Below are 19,220 nucleotides of genomic sequence, written 5' to 3' on the forward strand. Positions count from 1 at the left end.
CATGTCCGTTTCCCGACTCGATGCCTGTTTCCAGCGCCTGCGCGAGCAGCAGCGCAAGGCCCTGATCCCGTTCATCACTGCTGGCGATCCGTCGCTGGAGGCCACCGTGCCGGTCATGCATGCGCTGGTCGAGGCCGGCGCCGACGTGATCGAACTGGGCGTGCCGTTCTCCGATCCGATGGCCGATGGCCCGACCATCCAGCGCAGCTCCGAGCGCGCGCTGGCCCGCGGCGCCGGCAGCCGCTACGTGCTGCAGGCCGTGGCGCAGTTCCGCCAGCGCGATGCGCAGACCCCGGTAGTGCTGATGGGCTACCTCAACCCGGTGGAGATCCATGGCTATGCGGCGTTCGCCAAGGCCGCGGTCGAAGCCGGGGTGGACGGCGTGCTCCTGGTGGACCTGCCGCCGGAAGAAGCCACCGAAGCGCTGCAGGCGTTCGACGCGGCCGGCCTGGCGCTGGTCCTGCTGGCCTCGCCGACCACCAGTGAGGCCCGGGCCGACAAGCTGCTGGCGCTGGCCCGTGGCTACCTCTACTACGTCAGCTTCGCCGGCGTCACCGGCGCCTCCGAGCGCCTGGACAGCGAGGCCGCCAGCGCTCGCCTGCAGGCCCTGCGCGCGCGCGCCAGCGTGCCGGTGGTGGCTGGCTTCGGCATCAAGGATGCGGCCAGTGCCGCGGCCATGGCCCGCCAGGCCGATGGCGTGGTGGTCGGCAGTGCCCTGGTGGCGGCGCTGGCCGATGCCGCCTCGGCCGACGAAGCCGCCCAGCGGGCCGGCGCCTTCCTGGCCCCGCTGCGGCAGGCACTGGACGCGTAACGGTAGTGCCGGCCGCTGGCCGGCATGCCATGCAAGAGCGTGTCGACCAACGGTCGACACCTACCAGAGCGGGGATCGAGCGATGTCGGTAGCGCCGGGCCGTGCCCGGCGGTGGTAGTGCCGGCCGCTGGCCGGCATGCCATGCAAGAGCGTGTCGACCAACGGTCGACACCTACCAAAGCGGGGATCGAGCGATGTCGGTAGCGGCGGGCCATGCCCGGCGTTGGTAGTGCCGGCCGCTGGCCGGCATGCCATGCAAGAGCGTGTCGACCAAGGTCGACACCTACCAAAGCAGGGGGTTGAGCGATGTCGGTAGCGCCGGGCCATGCCCGGCGTTGGTCGTGCCGGCCGCTGGCCCGCATGCCAGCAAGAGCGTGTCGACCAACGGTCGACACCCACCAGAGCGGGGATCGAGCGATGTCGGTAGCGCCTGGCCCGCGTGTGCGCAAGGGGTTGCCGGCCAGCGGCCGGCACTACCTCCGGCGCTAAACGTACGTCCCAGCATGGTTTTTTCCTGCCGGCCCGTGCCGCGCAAGGGGTGCACGGGCGGGGGCAGCGGAGCTAGACTGTCCGCCTTTGCGGCCCTCGGGCCGCCCTGAACGGAAGTGTCCTCCCGCATGAGTTGGCTCAGCAAGTTGATGCCGTCCGGCATCCGCACCGACAACACCCCCAGCAAGAAGCGCAGCGTCCCCGAGGGCCTGTGGGAAAAGTGCAGCAGCTGCGGCAGCGCGCTGTACCGCCCCGAGCTGGAAGAGAACCTGGAGGTCTGCCCGAAGTGCGGTCACCACATGGCGATCCGCGCCCGCGCGCGCCTGGCGGCCCTGTTCGACGCTGACAGCACCACCGAGATCGGTGCGCGCCTGGGCCCGACGGACCTGCTCAAGTTCAAGGACCAGAAGAAGTACAGCGAGCGCATCAAGATCGCGCAGAAGAACACCGGCGAGTACGACGCGCTGATCGCCATGCGCGGCCTGCTCAAGGGCCGTCCGCTGGTGGCGTCGTCCTTCGATTTCGCCTTCATGGGCGGTTCGATGGGTTCGGTGGTCGGCGAGCGCTTCGCCCTGGCCGCTGAAACCGCGGTCGAGATCGGTGCCCCCTACGTGTGCTTCTCCGCCAGCGGCGGCGCGCGCATGCAGGAAGGCCTGTTCTCGCTGATGCAGATGGCCAAGACCTCCGCTGCGCTGGGCAAGCTGCGTGAAGCCGGCCTGCCGTACATCTCGGTGCTGACCCACCCGACCACCGGTGGCGTGTCGGCCTCCTTCGCCATGCTGGGCGACATCAACATCGCCGAGCCGCAGGCGCTGATCGGCTTCGCCGGCCCGCGCGTGATCGAGCAGACCGTGCGCGAGAAGCTGCCTGAAGGCTTCCAGCGCTCCGAGTTCCTGCTGGAACACGGTGCCATCGACCAGATCTGCGACCGCCGTGAAATGCGTGATCGCCTGTCCGACCTGCTGGCCATGCTCGGCCGCCAGCCGGCGCCGGCGCCGGAGGCTGCGTAATGGCAGGCCGCAGGTACTTCGGTACTGACGGCATCCGCGGCCGCGTCGGGCAGAGCCCGATCTCGGCCGACTTCGTGATGCGCCTGGGCAATGCGCTGGGCCGCGTGCTGGTCGACCAGCGCGGCCACGACGAGCGCCGCCCGATCGTGGTGATCGGCAAGGACACGCGCATTTCCGGCTACATGTTCGAAGCCGCACTGGAAGCCGGCCTGGTGGCCGCCGGTGCCGACGTGCAGCTGCTGGGGCCGATGCCGACCCCAGCGGTGGCCTTCCTCACCCGCACCCTGGGCGTGGATGCCGGCGTGGTCATCAGTGCCTCGCACAACCCGCACTACGACAACGGCATCAAGTTCTTCTCCGCCCAAGGCGAGAAGCTTGATGACGCCACCGAGCTGGCGCTGGAAGCAGCGCTGGACGTGCCGTTTACCACGGCCGAGTCGGAAAAGCTGGGCAAGGCGGCGCGCGCGCGCGAAGCGGTCGGCCGCTACATCGAGTTCTGCAAGGCCAGCGTGCCGCGCACTTTCGACCTGCGTGGCGTGCGCCTGGTGCTGGACTGCGCCCACGGTGCGACCTACCAGATCGCACCGCTGCTGTTCCGTGAGCTGGGTGCCGACGTGATCGGCATCGGTGCCGAACCCAACGGCGTCAACATCAACGACGGCGTGGGTTCGACCCACATCGACAACCTGGCGGCCAAGGTGCGCCAGACCGGTGCCGACCTGGGCATTGCCTTCGATGGCGACGGCGACCGCGTGCTGATGGCCGACGACCAGGGCAACCCGGTTGACGGCGACGACCTGCTCTACATCCTGGCCCGTGCATGGCAGGCCGACGGCCGCCTGCGCGGTCCGGTGGTCGGCACGCTGATGAGCAACTTCGGCCTGGAAAAGGCCCTGGGCGAACTGCAGATCCCGTTCGTGCGCAGCAACGTGGGCGATCGTTACGTGCACCAGGCGCTGGTTGAAGGCGGCGGCGTGCTCGGCGGCGAAGCCTCCGGCCACCTGCTGTGCCTGGATCGCGCAACCACCGGCGACGGCATCGTCAGCGCCCTGCAGGTACTGGTGGCCCTGCGCCGCAGTGGCCAGACCCTGCGCCAGGCCCTGCAGCCGCTGGCCAAGGTGCCGCAGAAGACCGTCAACGTGCGCCTGGGTGATGTCTCGGCCAAGACCACCGTGCAGGCGGACAGCGTGCAGTCGGCGCTGGCCGAAGCACAGCAGGCAGTGGCGGGGCGCGGTCGCGCGTTCCTGCGTCCGTCCGGCACCGAGCCGGTGGTGCGCGTCACTGTCGAAGCCGACGAGGCCGTGCTGATGCAGGACACGCTGGATCGCCTGTCGGCCGCAGTGAAGGCGGCAGCTTCCGCCTGAGGCCGCTGCGCTGGGCCCAGACGGAAAACGCCCCGGGAGACCGGGGCGTTTTTGTTTTCCGCAGCGAAGGTCGCGTGATCAGGGCCCCGGCACCATCTTCTTCTGGCGCGCCTTGAAGCCGTTGAAGAACGGCGCGATCAGCGGGTTGTAGCTCTGCGCGATGCGCTTGCGCAGCCAGCTGGCCGGGCGGTTGCGGATCGCGAAGCGGTAGATCCGCTCCGGATCGCCGCCGACCACGTTGCGGCCGAACGGATGGGTGGTGTGCAGGTAACGGAAGCCGTGCTCGCGGGCCACCTCGACATGATCCTGGTCGAAATCGCCATAGGGCCAGCACAGGGTGTCGGACACTTCGCCCAGCTTGTCCTGCAGCACCTGCCGCGAGATCGCCAGGTCCTGGCTGATGCCGGCACGGCGCTGCGCGCGGTCCAGGTCATCACGGCGCAGCCAGCGGGTGTGGGTGTGGGTATGGCAGTGCACTTCGAAGGTGCCGGCCTCGATGGCTGCGCGCGCTTCGCTCCAGCGCATCATCACCGTGTCGCTGCGGTCGTCCTCGAAGATCGCCGCTTCGCAGCCACGGTGGTCCGGCGTCGCCGGCAGCGTGGCCCCGGCGATGCCGGCATGCGGGCGTACGTCGCCTTCGCCCATCCAGCCGGTCACCACGAACACCACCGCATGCATGCCGTACTTCTGCAGGATCGGGTGCGCGTACACCCAGTTGTCCAGGTAGCCATCATCGAAGGTGATGACGATGGACCGGCGCGGCACCGGCTTGCCGGCCAGGAAGCCGGCGTACTGGTCCAGGGTCAGCGAGGTCCAGCCGTTGTCGGCCAGCCAGGCGATCTGGCTCTCGAAGTTTTCCGGCGAGACGGTGATCATCCCCGGCGAGGGGCTGACGTGGTGGTGCATCAGCACCGGAACAGTTCGCGCATCAGCCATGTCCCAGCTCCTTCAGCCACTGGTGGTAATAGGATTCGGTGGTTTCGCCATGCCCGGCCGGGCTGAAATCGTGCGCACTGCGCATCCAGTCCCAGCCTGCACGGCCCATCAGCTGCCGCCGCTGCGGATCGTCCACCAGCAGGCGCAGCGCAGCGGTCAGCGCGCCATTGTCGCCCAGCCGGGTGAGGATCGCATTGCTGCCCTCCAGCACCATTTCAGGCACGCCGCCCACCCGCGTGGCCACGATCGGCACGGCCACGTAGGCGGCCTCCAGGAACACCGTGCCGGCGGCCTCTTTGTGCGAGGCGAGGGCGAAGATGTCAAAGCCGGTCATCAGGCGGCAGGCGCTGTCACGGTAGCCGAGCAGGTGTACCTGCTGCTGCAGGCCATGTTCTTCGCGCATCGCCAGCAGGCGCTGCATGACCGCCTCGCCATTGCCCACCACCACCAGGTGCAGTCGCGGGTTGGCCTTGCACAGCGGCGCGATCGCGCGCAGCAGGTCGGCATGGCCCTTCGGCTCGCGCAGCACGGCCACGCACCCGACCACGATGTCGTCGTCGCTGAAGCCGAGTTCGGCACGGACCTCGGCGCGCACGTCCTGCAGGCATTGCCATGGGTCTTCCTTGCGCATGTCGGTCCAGCGCGGCGGTACCGCGATGGGCGGCACGATGCCGATGCTCCCGCCAGCGATGCCACGCTCGGCCAGCAGCTGCTTGACGAACCGGCTCACGGTGATGACCCGGTGCGGCAGCCCGGTATAGGTCAGCAGCGAGTTGACCGGGCTCATCAGGTGGCGCGAGCGCACCACCAGCGGCGTTCCGCCCAGGCGTGCGCCCGCAGCGGCGATCAGCGTGTCGCGCCGGCTGGTGGTGTTGACCACGTCGTAGCGCTCGCGGCGAACCAGGCGCGAGACCGACCAGATGCCGCGCATCAGCCGGGCCATGCCACCCATGCGCAGGGTGTGCACGGTGAAACCATCATCGCGGGCCAGCGTGCCCAGCCGCGCGTCGGGCTGGCACAGCAGCGCGACCTCATGGCCGCGCGCACGCATCACCTGCATGTGGCGAAGAATGTAGATCTCCTGGCCACCCATTCCCTTGGCGGCTTCGGTGTGGAGGATGCGCAGCGGGCGGTTCATCGTGAATCTGTCCTGGATTTCAACGGTTGCGGAAGCGCGTGAGCGCGTCCCATGCGGTGCGCAGTGCGGCCGGGTCCGGCGCCTGCTGCGGTAGGGGCAGGTAGTCCTGGTCCAGTGCGGTGGCGTTGCCGAACTTGTCGAACACGTAGATCACCTCGCCGTGGCGTACCGCGCGCTGTGACCAGCTCTCCACCACCAGCGAGCGCTGGCCCTGCGGCACGGCCAGCAGATCCTGGCCGGTACTGAAATCACCCAGCGCGTTCTCGCAGCCCAGCGCGTGCCGCATCAGCGTCGGCACCCAATCCTCGTGGGAGCTGGTGCGCGCGTCGTGACCGCTGGCTTCGCCCGGCCAGCGCAGCACGAACGGCACCTGCACCTGGTGGTTGGAGAAGTTGCCGTTGTGGCCCCAGTAGTTCAGGCCGAGGTCGTTGAATTCTTCGGCGTGGTCGCCGGTCACCAGCACGATGGTGTCCTGCTCCAGGCCCTGTGCGCGCAGCTGTTCGAGCAGCTGGCCGACCAGGCTGTCGGCGTAGTGCACGGCCGTGTGGTAGCGGTTCAACTCCGGCGCCGGATCATGGTCCGGGCCGAATTTGAGGAAGTCGATGTCGGCGGCCATCGGCGTGGCCACCGGCGGATAGCCGGCTGGCATCTGGTACGGCGCGTGGGTGGAATCGAGGAAGACGAAACCGAACCACGGCCGCTGCGCAGCCTGGCTGCGGGTGATGTCCTGCTGCAGGGACGCGACGATGCTCTGGTCGCGCGCGGACGGATCCAGTTCCGTCGGCCCCTGGTGCAGCTGGTCGCGCACATCGGCAAATGCGGTGCGGTCGAACTCGGGGCTGTACAGCGGCGCGCTACCGTACAGATGCAGGTCGTAGCCCTGCTGCTGCAGCACCTTGAACAGCTGCGAGCCGCGCTGCTCGTCCAGCATGCTCGGCCAGTAGCCACCCGGCAGGCCGTACAACAGGCCGAACAGACCGTAACGGGTCGCGTTGCCGGTGCTGAGGTGGTGGTCGTAGACGCGGGCCGAGCCAGCCAGCGCCGCGGTGTGGGGCATGTACTGCGGGATCAGCGCGTCGTGCCGCAGCGATTCCAGCACCACCATCAGCACGTTGGGCCGGCGGTGGCTCTGGCAACGCAGCGGCTGCAGCGGATACTGCAGCTGGGCGTGGCGCGGATCGGGCAGGCCGGCCTGCTGCTGGCTGTGTACGCCCAGCCGACGCATGAAACTCTTGGCGGTGATCGGCTGCGCCCAGGGCAGGTAGTTCCACTGGCTGATCACCGCGCGCTCGCCCAGCGCATCGTAGTAGGCGGTGGCGACCTGGCCGCCGCCCATCAGCAGCGCAATGGCGGTCCAGGCCTGCAGCACGCGGTGCCGGTGCGGCGCCGGCGAGAGCAGCTTCCAGCAGGCCCAGGCCAGCAGCGCCTGGGCAGCAAAGAGGGCCGCCACCAGGCCGGCCACCTGCAGCCAGGTCTTCCACGACAGGCTGACCTGGTCCTGCAGCGCGCCGCCAAACACCATGTTGGCGACCATCGCATTGAGATGGAACCGGTACAGGGCGAACACCTTGGCGTCGACCAGCAGCAGGCACAGCCACAGCCCCTGCAGTGCGATGGCTGAAAGTGTCAGCGTGCGCGCACTGCGCGGCCACAGGCCGATCGCCAGAGGCAGCGCGCCGGCCAGCGCGCCCAGCGCCAGCAGGTGGCCGGGCAGGGCGACGGCCAGATAGGCCAGGCCGAGGCCGCCACCGGGGTTGTCGCGCAGCGGCACGTTGCCCAGCGCGATCAGCAGGGCCAGCACGGCGTTGGCCGCGACAAACAGCGACCACCACGCCAACCGGCGCCAGCGGCGGTCGTTTCCGGAAAGCAGGGCAGGGGCAGCAGCGGGCAGTGCGACGGACATGGTGCAGGCAGCGGGCAGGGGTGCAGGGGACGTGCTGCATGGGCGCCCGGAGGGGCTGCCTGCTCGCGCGGGTGGCGCATTGTATCGGTTTGTTTCATTGTATCGGTGGCGTACCTGGGCCGATCTGTCACAATGTTCAGGCTGGCCGGCAGACAGCTGCCGGCCCATTGACCCAACGACAAGCCAGGAACCGCTGTGAGCCAGATCCCGACCCTCGACATCACCCGTTTTGACAGCGACCGCGAGGCCTTCGTGGCCGAGCTGGGCGCGGCCTACCGCCAATGGGGATTCGCGGGCATCCGCAACCACGGCATCCCGCAGGCCGACATCGACGCGGCCTACGATGTCTTCAAGGCCTTCTTCGCCCTGCCGGACGAGGTCAAGCGCCAGTACCACGTGGCCGGCAGCGGCGGCGCCCGTGGCTACACCCCGTTCGGCGTGGAAACCGCCAAGGGCTCCAAGCACTTTGACCTGAAGGAGTTCTGGCACATCGGCCGCGAGATCGCCGACGACTCCAAGTACCGTGACGTGATGGCGCCGAACCTGTGGCCGACCGAGGTCGAAGGCTTCCGTGAGCGCGGCTACGGCCTGTACCAGGCGCTGGACAACCTGGGCTCGCGCGTCCTGTCGGCACTGGCCCTGCACATCGGCCTGCCGGAAGACTTCTTCGCCGACAAGACCAACTTCGGCAATTCGATCCTGCGCCCGATCCACTACCCGCCGATCACCACCGACGACATTCCGAACGTGCGTGCCGGTGCCCATGGCGACATCAACTTCATCACCCTGCTGGTCGGCGCCAGCGCCGCAGGCCTGGAAGTGCAGTCGCATGAGGGCGAGTGGGTGCCGTTCACGTCCGACGCGGACACCATCGTGGTCAACATCGGCGACATGCTGCAGCGCCTGACCAACCACGTGTACCCGTCGACCATCCACCGCGTGGTCAACCCCCCGGGCGAGCTGGCCCGCCAGCCGCGTTACTCGGTGCCGTTCTTCCTGCACCCGAACCCGGATTTCCTGATCGACGTGCTGCCGTCGTGCATCACCCCGGAGAACCCGAGCCGGTACCCGGAGCCGATCACCGCCCACGGCTTCCTCGAGGAACGCCTGCGCGAGATCAAGCTGAAGTAATGAGAAAGCCGCCGAAAGGCGGCTTTTTCTTTGCAGGGCTGCGCCCTGCACCTGCAGAAGCCAAGGCCAGAGCCAGAGCCAAAGCGAAGCGGCTCTGGGTTTCTGCGTGGGGAGGCGGGGAGGTGTCGGATGGCGGGGACGCCGTAAACCCATCCCTGGGGGCTTGGCCGCGGCATCCATGCCGCGGACACCCCGCCATCCGACACCTCCCCGCCTTCGACAGTTTCCCGGTGACGGCAGTAGATCCACGCCACGCGTGGATGGAATCTGTCAGATCGACGTGGGGTAGGGGTCAGATCCCTTTTCCTGCGGAAAAGGGATCTGACCCCGGCGGCTCGCCGGAGTGCTGCTTCTGCTCTTGCCCTTGCTCTTCTTTTTTCTTTCCGTGGCGGGGGAACCGCCGGAATGTGTCAGAGGCCGGGCGGGGCAGGGGCGCGGGACCGCAGGCGCCATGGATGGCGCCTACGAGCCCCATGGATGGGTTCACGGCGTGTCCCGCGCCCCTGCCGCGCCCGGCCAAGCCAGCGCAACCAACCGGGCATTCCGCGACCCACCCAACCCAACCGACCCGCCACGAGGGGCTGCGCCGTTCGCTGAAAACCCATGTAACCGCTTACAAGCAAACGGGTTTTTCCCGTAACGGGTATCATGGGCGGCTGACTTCATACAGGAGCCACCCGCTCATGCGCCGCAAGATCGTCGCCGGAAACTGGAAGCTGCACGGCAGCCGTCAATTCGCCACTGACCTGCTGGGCCAGGTGGCTGCGGGGCTGCCCAAGGCCGGGGTGGAGGTCGTCATCCTGCCGCCGCTGCCCTACCTGGGCGAGCTGGTCGAGGACTTCGGCGAGACCGGCCTGGTGTTCGGTGCCCAGGACGTCAGCAGCAATGAGAAGGGCGCCTATACCGGGGAGGTCTGCGCCGCCATGCTGCATGAGGTCGGTGCCCGCTACGGCCTGGTCGGCCACTCCGAGCGCCGCCAGTACCATAATGAAAGCAGCGAGCTGGTCGCGCGCAAGTTCGCCGCCGCCCTGCATGCCGGCCTGGTACCGGTGCTGTGCGTGGGGGAAACCCTGGAACAGCGCGAGGCCGGGCAGACCGAGGCGGTCATCGCCGCCCAGCTGGCCCCGGTGCTGGCCCTGGTCGGGGGCGAGGGTTTCGCCACCGCCGTGGTCGCCTACGAGCCGGTCTGGGCCATCGGCACCGGCAAGACCGCCAGCAAGGAGCAGGCGCAGCAGGTCCACGCGTTCATCCGTGGCGAAGTGGCGCGCATCGATGCTAGAATCGCTGATTCACTGCCCATTCTTTACGGCGGCAGCGTGAAGCCCGACAATGCCGGGGAACTGTTCGCGCAGCCGGATGTCGATGGTGGGCTGGTCGGCGGCGCCTCCCTGGTGGCCGCGGACTTCCTGGCCATCGCGCAGGCGGCGGCTGCGAACTAACTCTACAAGTATTGTCCGAGGGCGGATTCCCAATGCTGATGTTGATCCTCAATGTCGTCTACGTGCTCGTGGCCGTGGCCATGATCGCGCTCATCCTGATGCAGCGTGGTTCGGGTGCGGCGGCTGGTTCGGGCTTCGGCGCTGGCGCCTCGGGCACTGTGTTTGGTGCGCGTGGCGCGTCCAACTTCCTGTCCAAGTCGACCAAGTGGCTGGCCGTGGTGTTCTTCGGCATCAGCCTCTTCATGGCCTGGTATGCCGGTCACGGCAGCCGTCCGGCGGCCGAGCAGGACCTGGGCCTGATGTCCGCCCCGGCGGCCAGCGCTCCGGCCGCTCCGGCAGGTGAACTTCCGGCCGTTCCGAAGGCCGATGCGGTCCCGGCCGCCCCGGTTCCGGCCGCGACTGTGCCGGCTCAGGCGGAATCTTCGGTTTCTGGTGAAGAAAAGCCTTCGGAAGGCTCCCAGAAAGACTGAAGACGGTTACAATATGCGGCGCATCGGGTTATCTGACTGATGTGATCGTTTGCCCAGGTGGCGGAATTGGTAGACGCACTACCTTGAGGTGGTAGCGACTTAGGTCGTAGGGGTTCGAGTCCCCTCTTGGGCACCATTTGTAAGTAAAGCGGGTTCTCCTGGCGCGCAATGCGCCAGCCGTTTCCCGTCCACTCCCCCATGCCAAAGCGCCTGCAGGCGCGGCGGCAGAGGCAAGAGAGAATCGCTGTGCTGGCCGAATATTTGCCGTCTCTGCTGTTTCTGATCGTCGCGACCGGTATCGGCATCACGCTGATGCTGATCGGTCGATTCCTCGGTCCCCGCCGCCCCGATCTGGAAAAGCTCTCGCCGTACGAGTGCGGCTTCGAGGCCTTCGAAGACGCGCGCATGAAGTTCGACGTGCGCTACTACCTGATCGCGATCCAGTTCATCGTCTTCGACCTGGAAATCATCTTCATCGTGCCGTGGACCCAGGTCTTCATGGAGCTGGGCGCCCGTTCGCTCGTCACCATGGGCCTGTTCGTCGGCATGCTGTTCCTCGGTTTCATTTACGTCTGGAAGAAGGGAGCGCTGGAATGGGAGTGATTCAGACTCTCGATGGCCTCATGAACAACCCGGTCCCGGAAGGGCGGGTTGATGACATCCTGCGGCCGGAGGGCGACAACCCGCTGCTGGAAAAGGGCTTCGTCACCACCAGCGTCGACGCACTGCTGAACTGGGCGCGCACCGGCTCGATGTGGCCGATGACCTTCGGCCTGGCCTGCTGCGCGGTCGAGATGATGCACGCCGGCGCCGCGCGCCTGGATCTTGACCGCTACGGCGTGGTGTTCCGCCCGTCGCCGCGTCAGTCCGACGTGATGATCGTGGCCGGTACCCTGGTCAACAAGATGGCCCCGGCGCTGCGCAAGGTCTACGACCAGATGCCGGACCCGAAGTGGGTCATCTCGATGGGCAGCTGCGCCAACGGCGGCGGCTACTACCATTACTCCTATTCTGTCGTGCGCGGCTGTGATCGCGTGGTGCCGGTGGACGTCTACGTCCCGGGCTGCCCGCCGACCGCCGAGGCGCTGGTGTACGGGATCCTGCAGCTGCAGAAGAAGATCTGGCGTACACAGACCATCGCCCGCTGACCCTTCCACACTACAAGAGCGCGCCAAGCCCCCATGGCAGAGCAAGCATCCTTCATCGACCGACTCTCCGCACGTTTCGCTGGTGCGAAGGTCATCGTGGTCGAACCCCGCGGCGAAGTGACGCTGGAGGTGCCTGCCGCCGAGTGGCATGCCACCGCGCTGGCGCTGCGTGACGAGTTTGGTTTCGAGCAGGCCGTGGATCTCTGCGGCGTCGATTACCTCGGTTATGGCTCCGACGAATGGGACACCGCTGACGTGTCCTCGCAGGGCTTCAGCCGCGGCGTCGAAGGCAAGGCCCAGGGCCGTTTCGCGTGGGGCGAGTTCCCCACCGAGGAAAACGGTGCCGATGGCGCGAGCCCGCAGCACATGCCGACCCAGCGTTTCGCCGTGGTCGCCCAGCTGCGCTCCTACCAGCACAACCTGATGTTGCACCTGCGCTGCTTCGCCCCTGACGAAGCACTGCCGGTGGTGTCCTCGCTGACCGGCATCTGGCCGGGCCTGAACTGGTTCGAGCGTGAAGCGTTCGACCTGTACGGCGTGATCTTCGAAGGTCACCCGGACCTGCGCCGGATCCTGACCGACTACGGTTTCGTCGGCCATCCGTTCCGCAAGGACTTCCCGCTCATCGGCAACGTCGAAGTCCGCTACGACGAAGAAAAGAAGCGCGTGATCTACGAACCGGTCACCTCGGTGGAGCCGCGTGTCGGCGTGCCGCGCGTGATCCGTGACGACGCCCGTCTGCAGACCGCAGAAGGTGAGCGCGCGCAGGAGGCAGTGAAGTGAGCCACGTACACCAGGCCGGCGAAGCTTTCGCCAGCAACCCCGCCGAAAGCCGGCAGGAAATCCGCAACTACACCATGAACTTCGGCCCGCAGCATCCGGCCGCCCATGGTGTGCTGCGCCTGATCCTGGAAATGGATGGCGAAACCATCATGCGCGCCGACCCGCACGTCGGCCTGCTGCATCGTGGTACCGAAAAGCTGGCCGAATCCAAGCCGTTCAACCAGTCGATCGGTTACATGGATCGCCTGGATTACGTGTCGATGATGTGCAACGAGCACGCCTACGTGCGCTCGATCGAGACCCTGATGGGGATCGAGGCGCCGGAGCGTGCGCAGTACATCCGCACCATGTTCGACGAAATCACCCGCATCCTGAACCACCTGATGTGGCTGGGCTCCAACGCGCTCGACCTGGGTGCGATGGCGGTCATGCTGTACGCCTTCCGCGAACGCGAAGAGCTGATGGACTGCTACGAAGCGGTCTCCGGCGCGCGCATGCACGCGGCGTACTACCGTCCGGGCGGCGTCTACCGCGACCTGCCGGACCACATGCCGAAGTACAAGGAATCGCGCTGGCACAAGGGCAAGGCCCTGAAGAACCTCAACGCCTCGCGCGAAGGTTCGCTGCTCGACTTCCTGGAAAACTTCACCAATGAATTCCCGGGTCGTGTCGACGAGTACGAGACCCTGCTGACCGACAACCGTATCTGGAAGCAGCGTACGGTCGGCATCGGCGTGGTCAGCCCGGAACTGGCCCACCAGTGGGGCATGACCGGCGTGATGCTGCGCGGTTCGGGCATTGCCTGGGACCTGCGCAAGAAGCGTCCGTACGCCAAGTACGATGCCGTCGATTTCGACATCCCGCTGGGCAAGGAAGGCGACTGCTACGACCGCTACCTGTGCCGCGTGGCCGAAATGCGCGAATCCAACCGCATCATCAAGCAGTGCGTGGCGTGGCTGAAGGCCAACCCGGGCCCGGTGATGGTGAAGAACTTCAAGGTCGCTCCGCCCAAGCGCGAGGACATGAAGGACGACATGGAAGCGCTGATCCACCACTTCAAGCTGTTCAGCGAAGGCTATTGCGTCCCGGCCGGCGAAACCTATTCGGCGGTGGAAGCTCCGAAGGGCGAGTTCGGCTGCTACCTGGTCTCCGATGGCGCCAACAAGCCTTTCCGCGTGCACCTGCGCGCGCCGGGCTTCGCCCACCTGTCCTCGATCGATTCGATCGTGCGCGGCCACATGCTGGCTGACGTGGTGGCAATGATCGGCACCTACGATCTGGTGTTCGGCGAGGTTGACCGGTAATGACGTCTGCCAAGCCAACGCCTGCTGCAGGCAGCCGGCGCAAGCCGGCGCCGCAGTTTCTGCAATTTCACGTTATGCATTTCGCTGAGGTCGGCCGATGAAGGCGACAGGTAATTTCGAGACGGCGCGCGACGTCGACCCGATGGTGGTGTTGAGCGACAAGACGCGCGCTCACATCGATCACTGGCTGTCCAAGTTCCCGCCGGACCGCAAGCGCTCTGCCGTGCTGCAGGGCCTGCACGCGGCCCAGGAGCAGAACGAGGGCTGGCTGACCGACGAGCTGATCGCCGGCGTGGCCAAGTACCTCGACCTGCCGCCGGTGTGGGCCTACGAGGTCGCCAGCTTCTACTCGATGTTCGAGACCGAGAAGGTGGGCCGCAACAACGTGGCCATCTGCACCAACATCAGCTGCTGGCTCAATGGCGCCGAGGACATCGTGCGCCATTGCGAGAAGAAGCTGGGCATCAAGCACGGCCAGTCCACCCCGGACGGCCGCGTCTACCTCAAGCGCGAGGAAGAGTGCCTGGCAGGCTGCGGTGGTGCACCGATGATGGTCATCAACGGTCATTACCATGAGCGTCTGACCCTGGAAAAGGTCGACGAGCTGCTGGACGGGCTGGAGTAAGGGCATGGCACATCACCACGAATCCAAGGGTCCGGTCGGCCCCGCGCCGCTGCCGCACCAGGTGGTCTACACCACCCTGCATTACGACACCCCGTGGTCGTACGAAAGCTACCTGAAGACCGGTGGCTATGCCGCCCTGCGCAAGATCCTCGAAGAGAAGATCCCGCCGGAGCAGGTCATCGAGATGGTCAAGGCCTCGGGCCTGCGCGGTCGCGGTGGCGCGGGCTTCCCGACCGGCCTGAAGTGGTCCTTCATGCCCAAGGGCAACATGCAGAAGTACATCCTCTGCAACTCGGATGAATCCGAGCCGGGCACCTGCAAGGACCGCGACATCCTGCGCTACAACCCGCATTCGGTCGTGGAAGGCATGGCGATCGCCTGCTACGCCACCGGCTCGACCGTGGGCTACAACTACCTGCGCGGTGAGTTCCACCACGAGCCGTTCGAGAACTTCGAACAGGCCCTGGCCGATGCCTATGCAAATGGCTGGCTGGGCAAGAACGTGATGGGCTCGGGCGTGGACATCGACATCTACGGTGCCCTGGGCGCCGGCGCCTACATCTGCGGCGAAGAAACCGCACTGATGGAATCGCTGGAAGGCAAGAAGGGCCAGCCGCGCTACAAGCCGCCGTTCCCGGCGAACTTCGGCCTGTACGGCAAGCCGTCGACGATCAACAACACCGAAACCTACGGTTCGGTGCCGGCGATCATCCGCAACGGTCCGGAGTGGTTCAAGGGTCTCAGCCTGACTGCCAACGGTGGCCCGAAGTGCTTCTCGGTCTCCGGCTGCGTGCAGAACGGCGGCAACTTCGAAGTGCCGCTGGGCACCACCTTCGACGACCTGCTGGCGATGGCCGGTGGCCTGCGTCCGGGCCGCACCCTGAAGGGCGCGATCCCGGGCGGCGTGTCGATGCCGGTGCTGACCGCGGCAGAGCTTAAGGGCCTGCCGATGGACTACGACACCATCCGCGCACTGGGCTCCGGCCTGGGTTCGGGCGCCGTCGTGGTGCTGGATGACAGCGTCTGCTGCGTCAAGTTCGCCTGCCGCATCAGCCAGTTCTTCCACAAGGAATCCTGCGGCCAGTGCACCCCGTGCCGTGAAGGTACCGGCTGGATGCACCGCGTGCTGGAGCGCATCGTCGCCGGCAAGGCCACGATGGAAGACCTGCACCAGCTGAAGGCGGTGGCCGGCCAGATCGAAGGCCACACCATCTGTGCGTTCGGCGAAGCGGCTGCATGGCCCATCCAGGGCTTCCTGCGCCAGTTCTGGGACGAGTTCGAGTATTACATCGTCAACGGTCATTCGATGGTTGACGGCAAGAAGGTGGAGGCAGCCGCTGCATGAGCGCGCAACCCGTAAATCCGAGCGTCCCACCCGATCACGTCACCATCGAGATCGATGGCAAGTCGCTGGTCGTGCCCAAGGGCTCGATGATCATCCAGGCCGCCGACAAGGCTGGCATCTCCATTCCGCGCTTCTGCTACCACGAGAAGCTGCCGATCGCCGCCAACTGCCGCATGTGCCTGGTGGACGTGGAGAAGTCGCCGAAGCCGGCGCCGGCCTGCGCCACCCCGGTGATGGACGGCATGAAGGTCGCCACCCGCAGTGAGAAGGCGCTCAAGTTCCAGCGTTCGGTGATGGAGTTCCTGCTCATCAACCACCCGCTGGACTGCCCGATCTGCGACCAGGGCGGCGAGTGCGAACTGCAGGACGTCTCGCTGGGCTATGGCCGTTCGGTCAGCCGCTTCAACGAGCGCAAGCGCGTGGTGCCGGACGAGGACATGGGGCCGCTGGTCGCCACCGAGATGACCCGCTGCATCCAGTGCACCCGCTGCGTGCGCTTCACCGCCGACGTGGCTGGCACCTATGAACTGGGTGGCATGTACCGCGGCGAGAACCTGCAGATCGGTACTTACGACGGCAAGCCGCTGACCACCGAGCTGTCCGGCAACGTCGTCGACGTCTGCCCGGTCGGCGCGCTGACCAACAAGGTGTTCCAGTTCCGCGCCCGCCCGTGGGAACTGACCGCGCGCGAATCGCTGGGCTACCACGACGCCATGGGTTCGAACCTGTTCCTGCACGTGCGTCGCGGCGAAGTGCTGCGCACCGTGCCGCGCGACAACGAAGCCGTGAACGAGTGCTGGCTGTCCGACCGCGACCGCTACTCGCACCAGGGCCTGTACAGCGAAGACCGTGCGGTCAAGCCGCTGCGCAAGGTCAATGGCGAGTGGAAGGAAGTGAGCTGGGCCGAAGGCCTGGCCGCGGCCGCCGAGATCCTCAAGGCCCACCAGGGTGACCACCTGGGTGTGCTGGTGCACCCGTCGACCTCCAACGAGGAAGGCGCGCTGCTGGCCCGCCTGGCCAAGGGCCTGGGCTCGAACAACATCGACCATCGCATCAACAACCGCGATTTCTCCGACGCCGCAACCGCCGAAGTGTTCGGCCTGCCGCTGGCCGAGATCGAAGGCGCCGACCGCATCGTCATTCTGGGCAGCAACATCCGCCACGAACTGCCGCTGCTGCACGCCCGCCTGCGCAAGGCGCAGACCACCAAGGGCGCGAAGATCCACGTCGTCAACCCGGTGGACTTCGACTTCGCCTTCAGCGTTGCCGGCAAGCAGATCGTCGCCCCGTCGAAGTTCGTCGACGCGCTGGCCAACGAAGAACTGCGTTCGGCAGTGCAGGGCGGTACCAACACCGTGCTGATCGTCGGTGGCATCGCCGAGAACCACCCGCAGGCCGCCGCGATCCGCGCCGCTGCGCGTGATTTCGCTGCCGCTACCGGTGCCAGGCTGTGCCGCATCCCGCAGGGCGCCAATGCCGTGGGCCTGGCCCGCGCCGGCGTGCTGCCGGCCGGCAAGGACGTGGCCACCATGCTGGCGCAGCCGCGCCAGGCCTACGTGGTGTACGGCCTGGAGCCGGGCCTGGACTTCGCCGATGCCCCGGCCGCGCGCAAGGCGCTGGTCGGTGCCAAGGTGGTGGCCTTCAGCCAGTTCGCCTGTGTCTCCACCCGCGACGTTGCCGACGTCATCCTGCCGATCGGTGCACTGCCGGAAATCGACGCCACCCTGACCAACCTCGATGGTCGCGAGCAGTCGGCCCGCGCCGGCGGCAAGCTGCCGGGCGAGGCCCGTGAAGGCTGGCGCGTGCTGCGCGCACTGGGCGGCGAGATGGCACTGGCCGGTTTCGACTTCACCGACCTGGCCGGCCTGCGTGCCAGCCTGGCGCCGGTGTCGGTCGCCGTGGCTGCCTCGGCCCAGCCGGCCGCTGCCGGCGAAGGCCTGGAAGTGGCTTCGACCGCTGCGATCTACCGCACCGATGCGGTGGTCCGCCGCGCCCCGGCGCTGCAGTCGCATCCGCTGAACAACGCCCCGCGCATCGTGCTGAACGCTGACGATGCCGCGCGCCTGCAGCTGCAGGAAGGGCAGATGGCCAAGGTCGGCACCGATGCCGGCAAGGCCACCCTGCCGGTGGTGGTCGACGCCCGCGTCGCTGCGGGTTCGGTCTGGATTGAATCGGGCCACGGCGCGACCGCGCCGCTGGGTGCCGCTCGCGTATCGGTGGTGGCTGCATGAACGAATTGCTGTTGAACGCGGTCGACCCGCTGCACCAGTGGCTGCTTGGCCTCGGTGATATCGGCGCGCTGATCTGGATCATCCTGAAGATCCTGGTGATCACCGTTCCGGTGATCGTCTCGGTGGCCTTCTACGTGGTCTGGGAACGCAAGCTGATCGGCTGGATGCACGTCCGCCACGGCCCGATGTACGTGGGCATGGGCATCTTCCAGGCCTTCGCCGACGTCTTCAAGCTGCTGTTCAAGGAAGTCCTGCAGCCGAGCAGCGCCAACAAGGCGATCTTCCTGCTCGCGCCGCTGATCACCCTGGCCCCGGCCTTCGCGGCCTGGTCGGTGGTGCCCTTCGACTCGCAGATCGTGCTGTCCAACGCCAACGCCGGCCTGCTGTACCTGCTGGCGATGACATCGCTGGGCATCTACGGCATCATCCTGGCCGGTTGGGCGTCCAACTCGAAGTACGCGTTCCTGGGTGCCATGCGCGCCTCGGCGCAGATGATCAGCTACGAAATCGCCATGGGCTTCGCCCTGGTAGGCGTGATGATCGCTTCGGGCAGCCTGAACCTGAGCAGCATCGTGATGGCCCAGGCCGGCAGCTCCGGCTTCTTCGACTGGTTCCTGATCCCGCTGTTCCCGCTGTTCGTCATCTACTGGGTGTCGGGCGTGGCTGAAACCAACCGCGCGCCGTTCGACGTGGTGGAAGGCGAATCGGAAATCGTCGCCGGCCACATGGTCGAATACTCCGGCGGTGCCTTCGCCCTGTTCTTCCTGGCCGAATACGCGAACATGATCCTGATCAGCTTCCTGATCTCGATCTTCTTCCTCGGCGGCTGGCTGAGCCCGATCCAGGGTTGGGTCAACTTCGGTGATGTCTCGCCGCTGGTCGACTGGATCTGGAAGGGCGGCGCACCGTGGCTGTTCGTCAAGGTGTTCTTCTTCGCCAGTGCCTACATCTGGTTCCGTGCCAGCTTCCCGCGCTTCCGCTACGACCAGATCATGCGCCTGGGCTGGAAGGTCTTCATCCCGCTGGCCATTCTGTGGATCGCGGTTACCGCCGTCATGGTGTTCTTCGGCGTGATTCAAAAGGGCGTCTAAAG

General features: G+C 66.8%; 17 protein-coding genes and 1 tRNA gene. 15 read left to right on the plus strand and 3 right to left on the minus strand.

Annotated elements, in window-relative coordinates; all coding sequences use genetic code 11:
- The first annotated feature begins 1 nt into the window (after nucleotide 1).
- The 3 genes from trpA to glmM all read left to right on the plus strand — a co-directional run bounded on the left by trpA (nucleotide 2) and on the right by glmM (nucleotide 3,674).
- Nucleotides 2–811 (plus strand): tryptophan synthase subunit alpha, encoded by an 810-nt coding sequence (gene trpA / locus C1926_RS02285; protein WP_079222622.1) that lies wholly within the window; start codon nucleotides 2–4, stop codon nucleotides 809–811.
- 617 nt (nucleotides 812–1,428) lie between these two features.
- Nucleotides 1,429–2,310 carry an acetyl-CoA carboxylase, carboxyltransferase subunit beta gene (gene accD, locus C1926_RS02290; RefSeq protein ID WP_079222621.1) on the plus strand — a complete coding sequence of 294 codons (882 nt, stop codon included), beginning with the start codon at nucleotides 1,429–1,431 and terminating at the stop codon, nucleotides 2,308–2,310.
- Nucleotides 2,310–3,674 (plus strand): phosphoglucosamine mutase, encoded by a 1,365-nt coding sequence (gene glmM, locus C1926_RS02295; RefSeq protein WP_108758133.1) that lies wholly within the window; start codon nucleotides 2,310–2,312, stop codon nucleotides 3,672–3,674. Before accD ends, glmM begins: the two co-directional genes overlap by 1 nt.
- A 78-nt stretch (nucleotides 3,675–3,752) precedes the next feature.
- Here the strand turns inward: glmM and C1926_RS02300 are convergent, their stop codons facing one another.
- Genes C1926_RS02300 through C1926_RS02310 form a run of 3 tightly spaced genes read right to left on the minus strand, consistent with a single transcriptional unit; the run spans nucleotide 3,753 to nucleotide 7,651 of the window.
- Nucleotides 3,753–4,610, minus strand: coding sequence for a polysaccharide deacetylase family protein (locus C1926_RS02300; RefSeq protein WP_079222619.1), 858 nt, complete (start codon nucleotides 4,608–4,610; stop codon nucleotides 3,753–3,755).
- Nucleotides 4,603–5,748 (minus strand): glycosyltransferase family 4 protein, encoded by a 1,146-nt coding sequence (locus C1926_RS02305; protein WP_108758134.1) that lies wholly within the window; start codon nucleotides 5,746–5,748, stop codon nucleotides 4,603–4,605. Before C1926_RS02305 ends, C1926_RS02300 begins: the two co-directional genes overlap by 8 nt.
- Nucleotides 5,749–5,767: 19 nt before the next feature.
- Nucleotides 5,768–7,651: a sulfatase-like hydrolase/transferase gene (locus C1926_RS02310; RefSeq protein WP_108758135.1), complete on the minus strand. Its 1,884-nt coding sequence runs from the start codon at nucleotides 7,649–7,651 to the stop codon at nucleotides 5,768–5,770.
- A gap of 195 nt (nucleotides 7,652–7,846) precedes the next feature.
- Here C1926_RS02310 and C1926_RS02315 point away from each other — a divergent pair, with 195 nt between their 5' ends.
- From C1926_RS02315 to nuoH, 12 genes are all read left to right on the plus strand, one after another.
- Nucleotides 7,847–8,782 carry a 2-oxoglutarate and iron-dependent oxygenase domain-containing protein gene (locus C1926_RS02315; protein ID WP_108758136.1) on the plus strand — a complete coding sequence of 312 codons (936 nt, stop codon included), beginning with the start codon at nucleotides 7,847–7,849 and terminating at the stop codon, nucleotides 8,780–8,782.
- A 683-nt stretch (nucleotides 8,783–9,465) separates the two neighbouring features.
- Entirely contained in the window at nucleotides 9,466–10,221 is a 756-nt protein-coding gene (gene tpiA, locus C1926_RS02320; RefSeq protein ID WP_108758137.1) for a triose-phosphate isomerase, read from the plus strand.
- 32 nt (nucleotides 10,222–10,253) lie between these two features.
- A complete protein-coding gene (gene secG / locus C1926_RS02325; RefSeq protein ID WP_079222614.1) occupies nucleotides 10,254–10,691 on the plus strand; it encodes a preprotein translocase subunit SecG in 438 nt (145 codons plus the stop codon).
- A gap of 51 nt (nucleotides 10,692–10,742) precedes the next feature.
- Nucleotides 10,743–10,827, plus strand: a tRNA-Leu gene (locus C1926_RS02330).
- Nucleotides 10,828–10,937: 110 nt separating this feature from the next.
- On the plus strand, nucleotides 10,938–11,294 hold the full coding sequence (locus tag C1926_RS02335; RefSeq protein WP_079222613.1) for an NADH-quinone oxidoreductase subunit A: 357 nt from the start codon (nucleotides 10,938–10,940) through the stop codon (nucleotides 11,292–11,294).
- Nucleotides 11,285–11,839 carry an NADH-quinone oxidoreductase subunit B gene (locus C1926_RS02340; RefSeq protein WP_079222612.1) on the plus strand — a complete coding sequence of 185 codons (555 nt, stop codon included), beginning with the start codon at nucleotides 11,285–11,287 and terminating at the stop codon, nucleotides 11,837–11,839. The genes C1926_RS02335 and C1926_RS02340 overlap by 10 nt, the downstream gene beginning before the upstream one ends.
- A gap of 33 nt (nucleotides 11,840–11,872) precedes the next feature.
- Nucleotides 11,873–12,622: an NADH-quinone oxidoreductase subunit C gene (locus tag C1926_RS02345; RefSeq protein ID WP_079222611.1), complete on the plus strand. Its 750-nt coding sequence runs from the start codon at nucleotides 11,873–11,875 to the stop codon at nucleotides 12,620–12,622.
- Nucleotides 12,619–13,926, plus strand: coding sequence for an NADH-quinone oxidoreductase subunit D (locus C1926_RS02350; protein WP_108758138.1), 1,308 nt, complete (start codon nucleotides 12,619–12,621; stop codon nucleotides 13,924–13,926). Before C1926_RS02345 ends, C1926_RS02350 begins: the two co-directional genes overlap by 4 nt.
- Before the next feature lie 97 nt (nucleotides 13,927–14,023).
- Entirely contained in the window at nucleotides 14,024–14,551 is a 528-nt protein-coding gene (gene nuoE / locus C1926_RS02355; protein ID WP_079222609.1) for an NADH-quinone oxidoreductase subunit NuoE, read from the plus strand.
- 4 nt (nucleotides 14,552–14,555) lie between these two features.
- The gene (nuoF, locus tag C1926_RS02360; protein ID WP_079222608.1) at nucleotides 14,556–15,896 is read left to right on the plus strand and encodes an NADH-quinone oxidoreductase subunit NuoF; all 1,341 of its coding nucleotides are present in this window, start codon (nucleotides 14,556–14,558) and stop codon (nucleotides 15,894–15,896) included.
- A complete protein-coding gene (gene nuoG / locus C1926_RS02365; RefSeq protein ID WP_108758139.1) occupies nucleotides 15,893–18,127 on the plus strand; it encodes an NADH-quinone oxidoreductase subunit NuoG in 2,235 nt (744 codons plus the stop codon). The genes nuoF and nuoG overlap by 4 nt, the downstream gene beginning before the upstream one ends.
- Nucleotides 18,124–19,218 (plus strand): NADH-quinone oxidoreductase subunit NuoH, encoded by a 1,095-nt coding sequence (gene nuoH / locus C1926_RS02370; RefSeq protein ID WP_108758140.1) that lies wholly within the window; start codon nucleotides 18,124–18,126, stop codon nucleotides 19,216–19,218. The genes nuoG and nuoH overlap by 4 nt, the downstream gene beginning before the upstream one ends.
- Nucleotides 19,219–19,220 lie beyond the last annotated feature (2 nt).

Origin of the sequence: Stenotrophomonas sp. ZAC14A_NAIMI4_1, from assembly GCF_003086915.1 — a bacterium.
GTDB lineage: Bacteria > Pseudomonadota > Gammaproteobacteria > Xanthomonadales > Xanthomonadaceae > Stenotrophomonas.